Annotated in this window: 12 protein-coding genes; 5 read left to right on the forward strand and 7 right to left on the reverse strand. The window is 72.5% G+C overall.

Annotation, left to right across the window (positions count from 1 at the left end):
* Nucleotides 1–59: 59 nt before the first annotated feature.
* Nucleotides 60–1,535, forward strand: coding sequence for an aldehyde dehydrogenase family protein (locus tag AB0J02_RS05335; protein ID WP_363192245.1), 1,476 nt, complete (start codon nucleotides 60–62; stop codon nucleotides 1,533–1,535).
* A 43-nt stretch (nucleotides 1,536–1,578) separates the two neighbouring features.
* Here the strand turns inward: AB0J02_RS05335 and AB0J02_RS05340 are convergent, their stop codons facing one another.
* A complete protein-coding gene (locus tag AB0J02_RS05340) occupies nucleotides 1,579–1,833 on the reverse strand; it encodes a type B 50S ribosomal protein L31 (protein ID WP_363192246.1) in 255 nt (84 codons plus the stop codon).
* Between the two features lie 2 nt (nucleotides 1,834–1,835).
* Nucleotides 1,836–2,000: a 50S ribosomal protein L33 gene (rpmG, locus tag AB0J02_RS05345; RefSeq protein WP_363192247.1), complete on the reverse strand. Its 165-nt coding sequence runs from the start codon at nucleotides 1,998–2,000 to the stop codon at nucleotides 1,836–1,838.
* 167 nt (nucleotides 2,001–2,167) lie between these two features.
* Between rpmG and AB0J02_RS05350 the strand changes: the two genes are divergently transcribed.
* Nucleotides 2,168–2,638, forward strand: coding sequence for a hypothetical protein (locus tag AB0J02_RS05350; protein ID WP_363192248.1), 471 nt, complete (start codon nucleotides 2,168–2,170; stop codon nucleotides 2,636–2,638).
* Nucleotides 2,639–2,828: 190 nt separating this feature from the next.
* On the opposite strand, the gene AB0J02_RS05355 is transcribed toward AB0J02_RS05350, so the two are convergent.
* The 3 genes from AB0J02_RS05355 to AB0J02_RS05365 form a co-directional block, all read right to left on the reverse strand.
* A complete protein-coding gene (locus AB0J02_RS05355) occupies nucleotides 2,829–5,102 on the reverse strand; it encodes an FUSC family protein (RefSeq protein WP_363192249.1) in 2,274 nt (757 codons plus the stop codon).
* A gap of 203 nt (nucleotides 5,103–5,305) precedes the next feature.
* Nucleotides 5,306–6,397, reverse strand: coding sequence for a DUF2786 domain-containing protein (locus tag AB0J02_RS05360; RefSeq protein ID WP_363192250.1), 1,092 nt, complete (start codon nucleotides 6,395–6,397; stop codon nucleotides 5,306–5,308).
* Entirely contained in the window at nucleotides 6,394–6,804 is a 411-nt protein-coding gene (locus AB0J02_RS05365) for a helix-turn-helix domain-containing protein (protein WP_363192251.1), read from the reverse strand. Before AB0J02_RS05365 ends, AB0J02_RS05360 begins: the two co-directional genes overlap by 4 nt.
* Nucleotides 6,805–6,913: 109 nt before the next feature.
* Between AB0J02_RS05365 and AB0J02_RS05370 the strand changes: the two genes are divergently transcribed.
* On the forward strand, nucleotides 6,914–7,762 hold the full coding sequence (locus AB0J02_RS05370) for an NAD(P)H-binding protein (protein ID WP_363192252.1): 849 nt from the start codon (nucleotides 6,914–6,916) through the stop codon (nucleotides 7,760–7,762).
* On the opposite strand, the gene bla is transcribed toward AB0J02_RS05370, so the two are convergent.
* The gene (gene bla, locus AB0J02_RS05375; protein ID WP_363192607.1) at nucleotides 7,720–8,601 is read right to left on the reverse strand and encodes a class A beta-lactamase; all 882 of its coding nucleotides are present in this window, start codon (nucleotides 8,599–8,601) and stop codon (nucleotides 7,720–7,722) included. The genes AB0J02_RS05370 and bla overlap by 43 nt on opposite strands.
* A gap of 220 nt (nucleotides 8,602–8,821) precedes the next feature.
* On the opposite strand from bla, the gene AB0J02_RS05380 reads away from it, so the two are divergent.
* Both AB0J02_RS05380 and AB0J02_RS05385 read left to right on the forward strand, forming a co-directional pair.
* Nucleotides 8,822–10,528 (forward strand): bifunctional 3'-5' exonuclease/DNA polymerase, encoded by a 1,707-nt coding sequence (locus tag AB0J02_RS05380; RefSeq protein ID WP_363192608.1) that lies wholly within the window; start codon nucleotides 8,822–8,824, stop codon nucleotides 10,526–10,528.
* A 73-nt stretch (nucleotides 10,529–10,601) separates the two neighbouring features.
* Nucleotides 10,602–11,021 (forward strand): MazG nucleotide pyrophosphohydrolase domain-containing protein, encoded by a 420-nt coding sequence (locus AB0J02_RS05385; protein WP_363192253.1) that lies wholly within the window; start codon nucleotides 10,602–10,604, stop codon nucleotides 11,019–11,021.
* 353 nt (nucleotides 11,022–11,374) lie between these two features.
* On the opposite strand, the gene AB0J02_RS05390 is transcribed toward AB0J02_RS05385, so the two are convergent.
* The gene (locus AB0J02_RS05390) at nucleotides 11,375–12,106 is read right to left on the reverse strand and encodes a toxin glutamine deamidase domain-containing protein (RefSeq protein WP_363192254.1); all 732 of its coding nucleotides are present in this window, start codon (nucleotides 12,104–12,106) and stop codon (nucleotides 11,375–11,377) included.
* Nucleotides 12,107–12,112: the final 6 nt, after the last annotated feature.

The following is a 12,112-nucleotide window of genomic DNA, read 5'->3' on the forward strand; positions in this document are numbered from 1 at the left end:
GCCAACAGACCTACCATGACGTCACCTCAGGTGTCCGGCGCAGCAGCAAGGGATTTCCCATGACGTCACAGTCCTCGCAGGACTTCTTCACGGAACTCGACCGGCAGTACATCGACGGCTCGTGGCGTCCCGGGCGAGGGTCATGGGACATCATCGACTTCAACCCGTACAACGGTGACAAGCTCGCCTCCATCACCGTCGCCTCGGTCGAGGAGATCGACGAGGCGTACCGGGCCGCCGAGCGGGCGCAGAAGGACTGGGCGAAGACCAACGCGTACACCCGGCGTCTCGTCTTCGAGCGGGCCCTGCGCCTCGTCGAGGAGCGTGAGGGCGAGATAGCCGAGGCGATCATCGACGAGCTCGGCGGCACGCGCACCAAGGCGGGCTTCGAGCTGCATCTCGCCAAGGAGTTCCTGCGCGAGTCGATCCAGCTGGCGCTCCGCCCGCAGGGCCGGGTCATCCCCTCCCCCGTGGACGGCAAGGAGAACCGCGTCTACCGGGTGCCGGTGGGTGTGGTGGGTGTGATCTCGCCGTTCAACTTCCCGTTCCTGCTGTCGCTGAAATCGGTCGCGCCGGCCCTCGCGCTGGGCAACGGCGTCGTGCTGAAGCCGCACCAGAACACGCCGGTCGTCGGCGGCTCGCTGGTCGCGAAGATCTTCGAGGACGCGGGGCTGCCGGCCGGCCTGCTGAACGTCGTCATCACGGACATCGCCGAGATCGGCGACGCGCTGCTGACCCACCCCGTGCCGAAGGTCATCTCCTTCACCGGCTCCGACACGGTGGGCCAGCACGTCGCGACGGTGTGCGCCTCGCAGTTCAAGCACGCGGTGCTCGAACTCGGCGGCAACAGCGCGCTGACCGTGCTCGACGACGCCGACATCGACTACGCGGTGGACGCGGCGGTCTTCAGCCGCTACGTCCACCAGGGCCAGGTCTGCATGGCCGCGAACCGGATCCTCGTGGACCGCAAGGTCGAGGAGGAGTTCACGCGGAAGTTCGTCGCGAAGGTCTCGACGCTCAGGGCGGGCGACCCGCGCGACCCGGAGACCGTCATCGGCCCGGTCATCAACTCCACGCAGGCGGACGCGATCACGGGCGTCGTCGAGCAGGCCCTCGCGGAGGGCGCGACGGCGCTGCTCCGCGGCGGCGTGGACGGGAACCTGGTGGAGCCCGTGGTGCTGAGCGGGCTGCCCGCCGACTCCCCGGTGCTGCGTCAGGAGATCTTCGGGCCCGTCGCGCTCCTCATCCCGTTCGACGGGGACGAGGAGGCGGTACGGATCGCGAACGACACCCCGTACGGGCTGAGCGGGGCCGTGCACACCGGCGACATCGAGCGGGGCGTGACGTTCGCCCACCGGATCGACACCGGCATGATCCACGTCAACGACGGCACCGTGCACGACGAGCCGCTCGTCGCCTTCGGCGGGGAGAAGCGGTCGGGGCTCGGCCGCCTCAACGGCGAGGCGACGGTCGAGTCCTTCACGACCCAGAAGTGGATCTCGGTGCAGCACGGACGGAGCCGGTTCCCGTTCTAGCGGGAACCGGCTCTTCACAGCTCTGTTTCGTGGCGGCTCGGCCTTATCGGCCGGGCCGCTGCGCGTAGCGGCGCTCGAAGCGCTCCACCCGGCCGGCGGTGTCCAGGACCCGCTGGTTGCCGGTGTAGAAGGGGTGGCTGACGTTCGAGATCTCGACGTCGACGACGGGATACGTGTTCCCGTCCTCCCACTCGATCGTCCGCTCGCTCGTCATGGTGGAGCGGGTGAGGAAGGCGTGGTTCGCGGCGCGGTCGCGGAACACGACCGGGGCATAAGCGGGGTGGATGGCGTTGTTCATGGTCAGCGCTCCTCTCGGAACTCGACGTGACGGCCGGCGGCGGGGTCGTACTTGCGCAGGGTCACGCGGTCGGGGTCGTTACGGCGGTTCTTGCGGGTCACGTACGTGTAGCCGGTCCCCGCGGTGGACCTGAGCTTGATCACTGGGCGGAGTTCGTTGCGTGCCATGTGCTCAGTATACGAAAATGGATTCCATTTTCAATAAGGTGACGGGGTCGAGGGCTGAGACATGCGTCACCCCCGCCGCCACGGGTAACGACTGGTAACTTCTGCGGCGGCCCAGGACGACAGCAGTGATGTAGGGGGAAGTTGTGCGCATCAGGACCGTACGAGTCGTGGCGGGTACCGCGGCCGTCGTGGCGGCGCTGGCCGTGACCGGCTGCAGCAGTGACGACGGCGGCAAGGACAAGGCGTCGGACAGCGGCTCGTCGTCCGCGGCGGCGACCGACGGCGGATCGTCGTCGTCCGGTCCGACCGGGACCGCGAAGGACGCCGAGGGCATCTGGAGCGCCACCACGGACGGGCAGGCCGTCGTCCTCGTGGTCGGTGGCGAGCAGGCGTCCCTCAGCACGGGCGACGGCCATCTGTGCACCGGGACCGTGACGGACCCGGACAAGCCGACGCTGAGCCTGAAGTGCGCCGACGGGAACACCGACCGCACCTCGGGAGCGGTCGAGTCCAACGACGGCAAGACCATGAAGGTGTCCTGGGGCGCCGGGAAGGCCGACACCTTCACGAAGTCGGCGGACGGCAAACTGCCCACGGGCCTGCCGACGGGCCTGCCCAGCGGGATGCCGACGAACTGAGTCCCTCAGCAGGGCCCCAGGGCCTGTCTTCACACTCCCCTCGTCGCCCGGAGGGCGGCCCGGCGCGTTCGGTGCGTGCTCTCGGCGGGCCGGGCGCAGGGCCTCGTACGGGGCGTACCCGGCTTCGCGCCCGGCGCGGCGGGAGTGCGTGCCGGGCGTCACCGGGCAGAGGGGAGTGCGAAGACAGACCCTAGGAGCCGCGCGGCCCGTCCGCCTCTTCCTTCGGCTTCACGGTCATCGGCGGTACGTCGGTGTCCAGCGCGTCGGACAGCTCATCGAGCGACTCCACGAGCATGCCCGCGCCGCGCCGTACGACGCGGTCGGGGACGCCCTCGCCGTCCCAGGCGCCGAGGGCTTCGCGGACCGGTTTCCAGCCGGGGACGCGGCGTTCGCGGATGGCCCGGGCACCGTCGCGGGTCGCGGTGCGCAGGCCGTCGGCGAGGACCGCCGCGGCGGGGACCGGGGTGGCGTCGCGCTCCGGGAGATGGGCCTCCACCAGCATCGCGACGCGGCCCAGGCGGTGCAGGGCGTGCGCGGCGTCGTCGGCGGCGGCGTTGGACAGACCGCGGTGGCGTACGGGTTCGGTCCTGGCCCGGGCCGCCGCCTCCTCCCAGGCGATGTGCGCGTCCCGCGCCTTGAGCAGCGCCTCGCGGACGCGCGGGCTGCTCTTGCCCGCCGGGTGGGCGTAATGGTCGACGACGACGGCCGCGTACTCGCCGAGCGCGACGAGCCAGTCGGCCAGGCGGGTGCGCAGGCGCGGGGTCTCCCAGGCCGGGTAGAGCGCGTACGACAGCATCGCGAGCAGGCCGCCGGCGAGGGTGAGCACGACGCGCTCGGGGACCGTCTGGCTCCAGGTCTGGCCGCCCATGCCGAGCAGGAAGACGACGTACGCGGCGACGCAGGCCTGGGCCGGGAGCTGGCCCGTGCGCATGAGCAGGTACATCAGGGCCGCGCAGAGCACGGCGAGGGCGGCGGACAGCTGCGTACCGGGGTGGGCGAGCTGGACGACGGCGGTGGCCAGGGCGACGCCGACGAGGGTCCCGCAGAAACGGGCGACCGCGCGGGAGTACGTCTGCGAGAAGTCCGGCCGCATGATCATGACGGCCGACATCGGGGCCCAGTAGCCGTGCCCCAGGGGGAGGAGGTCACCGATGAGATAGCCGGCCAGCGCGACCGCGCAGACGCGGGTGGCATGCCGCAGGATCGGCGACCCGGGCCGGGCCTCCTTGCGGATCGCCCGCACGACGACCGGGAGCAGGCGTAGAAGGCTGGGCCGTTTCAGCGGGCTGGCGGGGGCAGGCCGGGCCGGACGCTCGGGGCCTGTCCCGTCCGGGGGCGCCGGCTGTTCCGCAGGCGCCTCGGCAGCGCCCGCGCCGGTGCGCGCGGGAAGCGGTGTGCGGCGGCGGATGCTTCGCCGGAGGCCGTGGGCCCAGTCGGCGGTGGCCCGCAGGGGGGCGATCGGGCCCGTGGACGCCGGGTCCACACCGCCCGCCGTCTCCACCACGTCCCGCAGCAGTGAGCCGAGGCGGGTCGCCGCCCGGTTCGGCGGGCCGGAGAGGATCGAGCCCGTGTCCGGGGTGCGGAAGACCGCGATCGGGCCCGACGGGATGTCGACCGGGGTGCCGCGGCGGATGGCGCGGGCGGCCGCGTCCAGGATCGAGCCCGCGGCGGCCAGCAGCTCGCGGACCCGGTCGCGTTCGGGGCCCTCGGCGGGGGCGCCGACCGCCGGGTCGGCGAGGGAGGCGAGGACCGGCCGGATGCGCTCGGCCACACCGCGCGTGCCGTGCAGCTGGGCCGGGCGGGTGCGGGCCTGGCGGGGCGTGAGCGCGGCGGCGCTGCGGGCCAGCATCAGCGGCGCCGGGTCGAATCCGGCGACCGGGTCGTGGCGCAGCCGGCGCGCGTAGTCGGCCTCGGCGGCCAGCGCGTCGGCGAGGGCGTCGCGGTGCGCTCCCCAGCGGCGTACGGGAAAGAGGATCACCAGGGCCGCCTGGACCAGGCCGCCGAAGGCCATCATCGCCGCGTGGCCCGCCGCCTCGGCGACCGACGTCGGCAGGGTGATCGTGACCAGCATCATCGCGACGTTCGACGACGCGATGATGCCGATGGTCGGTCCCGCCGCCCAGGACAGGCCCGCCAGGAACGTCCACAGCGCGAGCAGCGGCAGGAACAGGAACAGATGCGAGCCGGTGAGATAGCCGAGGAAGGTGGAGACGCCGAGGCTCGCGCCGGAGGCGAGGGCGAGCTCCGGCCGGGGCCGCCAGCTGCGCTGGAACGTGGCGATCGCCGCCTGGAACCCGCCGAACGCCGAGCCGGCCGCCACCGCCGGGCCGAACAGGGACAGGCTGACGGCGACCACGATCGCGAGCCCGGCCGCGCCGCGCAGGGCGATCAGGGGTTCCAGACGTTTCCGCTCGACGGTCAGCCCCGAGCGGGTGGTGTCCTTCAGCGCCCGGAACCAACTCACTCCGCCAGAATACGGTCATTGACCGGCAATACGGGCAGCCGCCTACGCCGTCCCGGAGGACCAGGTCCAGCAGGCCGGGAAAACGCTCGTCGAACTCGGCGCGGTTTCGGCGCGGCGCAGCCGTTTGAACCACCGGGGCCCGGCGCCCCGCCGCTCCAGCGGACCCGCCTCGCGCAGCACGGAGAAATCACGGCGCCGCGGCACTACAACCCCCGGGCCCGCTCCGCCGCGGCAGCGCCCTGCGTCCAGCCCGCCTCGTCCGTGACCCCTCTCATCCGGGTCGTCACCGTCTCCGGGAACATCTCCTCCGCGCGGCCGGTGACGGCGACCTCCCGCGCCGCGAGAACCGGCAGCAACTCGCCCTGAGCGCCCACCACTTCACCCGCTACTGCCGCCAGCCGGTCGCCGATCCGGTGCGCGTACGCGGCCAGGAACGACTGCCTGAACGTCTTCGTACGCTTACGGCCGGACGCCCGCTGCTCGGCCTCGGCCCGCGTCATCGCCGCCGAGGCCTGCACCAGCAGTGACGTGTAGAGAACCTCCACCGCCTCCAGGTCCGGCTCGAAGCCGACGACCGTGGAGAAGCCGAACGCGCTGTTCCACACGGCGCGGCAGCGGTTCGCACCGGCCACCGCGTCGAGAAGCACCGCCTTCGCCGTCTCGTACGGGGCGTCGACGCCGATCCGGCACGCGGCGGGCGCGTCCTTCGCCTGGGTACGGGACGCGAGCAGCGCCTCGTCGACGGAGTGCCGGGCCATCAGCTCCTGCGCCTTGGCCGACAGTGCCTCGGCCTCCGGCGGATACCCGGTCGCCTCGGCCTTGGCGAGCAGCGCGCGGATACGGGCCAGAGCGCGCGGCTCACCCGCGACGGGCACGGTGACGGACTCCCCCGGCACCGGGCCGACCGGTTCGATCGCGGGCAGCCGCAGCAGCAACCGGTACAGCTCCAGGGCCGTGGTGGCGGCGGAGAAGCGGTCCCGGCGCGGCTCGTCGGCGGGCAGTTCGGCGAGCTGGTCGGGCCAGCGCGGCGGCAGCGTCGCGTACCGGCCGGTCTCGGCGCGGATCAGCCGGGCGGCGAGCCCCACGTGTTCCGCGGACAGCTCGCGGCCAGCCATCCGGACCACGTCGGCGGGCTGCCAGCCGCGCTCCCAGGCGCGGCGCACGAACTCCCGTCCGCGCAGGGCCAGTTCGGCATCCGAGGACGGGTCGGCGGCGAGCAGGGACGCCCCGGTGTCCGGGTCGGCGTCGGCGGTGAACAGGGCGGCGGCGAAGGCGCGCTCGACGGTGGAGCTCATTGCGGACCGGCCTCGTCCCAGGCGGCGCGGGCCGCGGTGATGGCGGGCTTGTGATCGCGGGACCAGTCGGCGAGCCCCTTGATGAGGTGCGTGAGGCTGTGGCCCATCTCCGTCAGCTCGTACTCGACCTGCGGCGGGATCGTCGGGTACACGGTGCGCGTCACGAGCCCGTCGCGCTCCAGGCGCCGCACGGTCAGCGTGAGCATGCGCTGCGAGATGCCGGTCACCGCGCGCTGCAGCTCGCCGAACCGCCGTACACCCGCGGCGAGTTCGACGACGACGAGCACCGACCACTTGTCGCCGAGGCGGTCCAGGACGTCACGGATCCCGCAGTCGTCATGGTCGTCGCAGGCGACGGCCGGCCCGGCCGGCCGCGGGGTGGTTACCCCGGTGTGCCCCACTGACATCAAAGTGCCTCCTTACGCGCCCGCCGGCCTGCCTCGACGATGGTCTCAGCACCGACAACGCGTCTGATCGTCTCAGCACGGACAACGCATCTCACGAGGGGGACCTTCCATGCTGCTGGTCACAGGGGCGTCCGGCGAGCTGGGCACGCTGATCGCGGGGCACCTCGCGGGCCGCGACGACGTACTCCTCGGCACGCGCGAGCCGGGCTCCGGGGGCGGGCGACGCCGCATCGACTTCGACGAGCCCGACACGCTCGCGGAGGGCTTCACCGGCGTGGACACGCTCCTGATGATCTCGGCCGGACAAGGGGAGGACGACGAGGTCATCACGCGGCACGAGGCGGCGATCTCGGCGGCGGAGAAGGCCGGCGTGCGCCATGTCGTGTATACGAGCCTGTCGGGCGACGGCGACCACCTCACGTACGCGCTGGCCCACCGCTGGACGGAACGCCGGCTGCGGGAGTCGGCGCTGCCGGCCTGGACGGTGCTGCGCAACGGCCTCTACGCCGAGCTGCTCGCCTTCCTCGCGGCGCCCGGCACCGACGGTGTGATCACGGCGCCGCTCGGCTCGGGCCGGCTCGCGGCGGTGGCCCGTGCCGATCTGGCGGAGGTGGCGGTACGGGTCGCCCTGGACCCGGCACGGCACATGTCCCGCACCTACGAGCTGGTGGGTGAAGTCCCGGTGGGCGGCGCCGAGTTGGCGGAGGCCGCGAGTGCCACCTACGCGCCGGGCACGCCGGCCGGGGCGCGGGCCCGGATCGCGGCGTCCGGGGCGCTCCCGTTCCAGGTGCCGATGCTCGTGGGGACGTACTCGGCGATCGCGGCGGGCTTCATGGACGGCTCGGGCATTCCCGCACCGGAGCGGGGCGCGCTCCGCGAACTGCTGGGCCGCGCCCCGCGCCCGGCGGCCGAGGCCTACACGGAGGCGATCAACTCTGCGGCCCGCGCCACCAGTTGATCGTCCGGCGTGGCGTCCTGCGCGGGCTTGGTGGTGAGTACGGACAGGACGACGGGGGCACCGGACGGGGTCCAGGCGACACCGACATCGTTCGCCGTGCCGTATGAACCCGTGCCGGTCTTGTCGGCGAGCACCCAGCCGTCGGGCAGCCCGGCGCGGAACCGTTTGTCGCTGGTGGTGTTGGCGAGCAGCCAGCCCGCGAGCCGGGCCCGGTCGCCGGGGTCGAGGACCCGGCCCAGGACCAGCCGGGCGTACGTGCCCCCGATGGCGCGCGGCGTCGTGACGTCCGTCCCGCGCCCCGGCTCGGCCGAGTTCAGCTCGGGCTCCCAGCGGTCGAGCCGGGTCACCCGGTCCCCGGCCGAGCGGGCGAAGCGGGTGACGGCGGTGGGGCCGCCGAGATGGCGCAGGAGGAGGTTGGCGGCGGTGTTGTCGCTGTAGGAGATCGCGGCGCCGCACAGCTCGGCGACGGTCATCCCGTGCGCCAGATTCTTCGCGCGGCCGGTGACGGGAGCGCCGCCCGCCCGGTCGATGTCGGCCTGCGTGTAGCGGATGCGGCGGGCCAGGAACGTACCGTCGTGATCGAGGTCGCGCAGCACCGCGGCGACGGCGAGGGTCTTGAAGGTGGAGCAGAGCGGGAAACGCTCGTCGGCGCGGTGGGTGACGACAGACCCGGTGCGGAGGTTCTGCGCGAAGACCCCCAGGCGGGCGCCGTGCTCGCGTTCCAGCACGGCCAGGCGGCGGCCGAGGCCGCTCGTGGCATGGGCGGTCCCGATCACGGATCCGGCCAGGGCGGTCGCGCCCAGGGCGGTGCCGGTGGTCAGCAGGGTGCGGCGGCTGATGGGCAAGACGATCCCGTCCTCTTCGGTTCTCTCGGTCCCGTACTGATCTCTGTCATGCACTGATCTCTGTCATGCACTGATCTGTTTCTCGTACTGATCTCTGTGCGGCCGAGTGAAACAGCGCTTTCCCGGCTCCGGGCGACGACACCGCAAGATCCCGCAACATGGCCGGAATGTTGGCCACAAGGAAATGTCAGTGCCGGATGTGACACTCGGCCATGTGAACGAGCGCTGGGCTCTCGCCCCCACCGAGCACGGCGGCGCCGACGTCGTGCCGCTGGGCCGGGACGGTCTGCCCGCCGGTCCGGTCACCAGGAAGCCCGACCTGGTCGAAGCCGTGCGGGAGCGGGCCGACGTGGCCCGGTGGGTGTGGCGGGACACGCACGCGGTGTACCCGCGGCTGCTCGCCGCCGGGCTCCGGATCGAGCGCTGCTACGACATCGAGGCCGCCGAGAACCTGCTGCTGGCCCACGAGGGCCGGCACGGCGAACCCCGCTCCGCCGCCGCGGCCCTGGCCAGACTCCGGAAAGCGCCGGTCCCCCAGGACCCGCCGCCCCGCGTCGCCGAGCCCGGCTCCCAGTCGTCGCTCTTCGAGCCGCGCCCGCCCGTCGACGTACCGCTGAGCGATCTCGTCGAGGTGTACGCGGACCAGCAGCGCAGACACGCGGCGACGGGCCTGCCGGACCGGATGCGGCTGCTCACCGCGTCGGAGTCGGCGGGCATGCTGGTCGCCGCCGAGATGCACGCGGCCGGGCTGCCGTGGCGCGCCGATGTGCACCGGGACCTGCTGCACGAACTGCTCGGCGAGCGGTACGCGGGCGGCGGTGAGCCGCGCCGGCTGGCGGAGCTGGCGGACGAGGTGTCGGCGGCGTTCGGCCGGCGCGTGCGCCCCGAACTGCCCGCGGACGTGGTGAAGGCGTTCGCCGGGGCCGGAATCAAGATCGCCTCGACCCGGCGCTGGGAGATCGGATCGCTGGACCACCCGGCCGTGCAGCCGCTCCTCGAGTACAAGAAGCTGTACCGGATCTACACCGCGCACGGCTGGTCCTGGCTGCAGGACTGGGTGCGCGACGGGCGGTTCAGACCCGAGTACCTGCCGGGCGGCTCGGTCTCGGGCCGCTGGACGACGAACGGCGGCGGGGCCCTGCAGATCCCCAAGGTCATCCGGCGCGCGGTCGTCGCCGACCCGGGCTGGCGGCTCGTCGTCGCCGACGCCGCGCAGATGGAACCGCGGGTGCTCGCCGCGATCTCCCGCGACCCGGCGTTCATGGAGGTCTCGGGCCAGGACGGCGACCTGTACCAGTCGATCTCGGACCGCGCGTTCTCCGGCGACCGCGGCCAGGCCAAGCTCGCCGTGCTCGGCGCCATATACGGGCAGACGTCGGGCGACGGCCTGAAGAACCTCGCGCTGCTGCGCCGCCGCTTCCCGAAGGCGGTCGCCTACGTCGACGAGGCGGCCCGGGCCGGTGAGGAGGGCCGCCTCGTGCGCACCTGGCTGGGCCGCACCTGCCCGCCGGCGGTGGGCGCCGCCGACGCGGAGGAGGCGGGCCTGCCCCAGGCCGAGCCCGACCAGGCGCCCCCGGACGGCGATCCCCCGCGATCCAACGGATACGGCTACGGCTACGCCTCCTCGAACTCCCGCGCCCGCGGCCGCTTCACCCGCAACTTCGTGGTGCAGGGCAGCGCCGCGGACTGGGCCCTCCTGATGCTGGCCGCGCTACGCAGGACGCTGACCGGTATGGCAGCGGAGCTGGTGTTCTTCCAGCACGACGAGGTGATCGTGCACTGCCCCGAACACGAGGCGCCCCGGGTGACGGAGGCGATCCGAGAAGCCTCGGACCTGGCCGGGCTGCTGACGTTCGGCGAGACGCCGGTGCGGTTCCCGTTCACGGTGGCGGTGGTGGAGTGCTACGCGGACGCCAAATGACGGCCTGCCCCCTTCTGCCACCCGCTCCCCGGGAACTTGATCGGATGTCGCGGGCAACGCCTAGGGTCGAGACATGGACCATGAGCCGATGCGGCGAGTCGCCGAGTTCCGCGAGATGTTCGACGGCACGGCCGACGCCGAAAGCCCCGAACTGGCGGACCACCGCGAGACGTTGCTGACCGAGGAAGCGCACGAGGCCGCCGAGGCCCTCACCCACCTCGCGAAGACCCTGCGGACCGGCGGCGACCCGCTCACCGCGTACCAGGCGGTGGCCAAGGAACTGGCCGACGTCCTCTACGTCACCTACGGCGCCGCGGACGCGCTGGGAATCGACCTGCCGGCCGTCTTCACCGAAGTCCACCGCTCCAACATGAGCAAGCTGGACGCGAACGGCCACGTCCTCCGCCGAGCCGACGGCAAGGTACTCAAAGGCCCCGCATACCAGCCACCGAACCTCGACGACCTCGTCACGTGGCCGTCGGGCGGTTCCTGAGCGCGGAACCGGGACCAGAACTGCGACCACAGGCGCCGCGTCCGCCAAAGCAAAAGCCCCAGATCACGGCGAGTGAGTCCTGGGGCTTCCACAGAGCCGCCTTCGGGATTCGAACCCGAGACCTACGCATTACGAGGGCCTGCAAGGTCGTGACGGGTAATGGCGTGCTTGCCCGCCAGGTCCTGCCTTGCCTAATCAGGAGCGCGGCACTGCTTCCGCCCGTGCCGCTTGATCCAATCTGTGCTTCCCCGTCCGCTCACGCATCGCTCACGGTCACCGCTCGCTGAGTGGGACTCAGGAACCCCGTGGTGAGGCGGGGGAGCCATCGTGCACACGGTGCTGGTGAGCAGCCCTCACCCGTTTCCGTGCTGCCGGTATCCCCGCCCCTCTTCGGCAGCACGCGGTGCCTCAGGCAGAGCTCGGACGAGGATCACCTCGCGGACCCATTCCGTGTCGAGCCGGGCGAGCGACTCCGTGAGTCCGTCGAGGAAGACCACCCGCCCGCGTTGGTTGTGGGCGTAGATCAGATGGCCCGTGACATCGTGACCGCCGATCGCGCGGCGGATCCAGACCACGCCCCGGGTGTCCGGGCCCGGCTCCCGCACGGCCCGGACCACCTCGTCCCAGTCGCGCACGGGCACGTGATCGAAGTGCGGGAAGTAACGCCGATGCAGCCTGGCCCACCAGCCGGGTGCCTCATGGGCCGGCTGCCAGGGCACCGCGACCGACGGGTGGCCGTCGATCGCGGAGTGCGTGGCGGCGACGCAACCCCGGGCATTGATTCTGCGACTCTGACCGGTGATTCGGAGCGCGGCCTCCTGTGGCGGCACCGCGAGAAGGTCCGCCAGCGGATCGTACGACGCGGGATGGTGCGGGTAGCCGCCGATCTTCGGCACCACGACGGACGCCGCCAGCATCGGTGTGCGGGGGAACCCAGGCTGGGGAACGGTGTGGCAGGCCATCATCCAGGCGGTGTCCGTCTCGGCCACGGGACGCGGCGCGGCGAGCTCGACCAGCCCGCCATATACCTCGCCGAGCCACTCGGTCGTGCGCTGAGCAGGGCCCTTCAGGCCGGGACTCCTCATCGTTCC

It is taken from the genome of Streptomyces sp. NPDC050264 (assembly GCF_040655895.1).
In the GTDB taxonomy this organism is placed as follows: domain Bacteria; phylum Actinomycetota; class Actinomycetes; order Streptomycetales; family Streptomycetaceae; genus Streptomyces.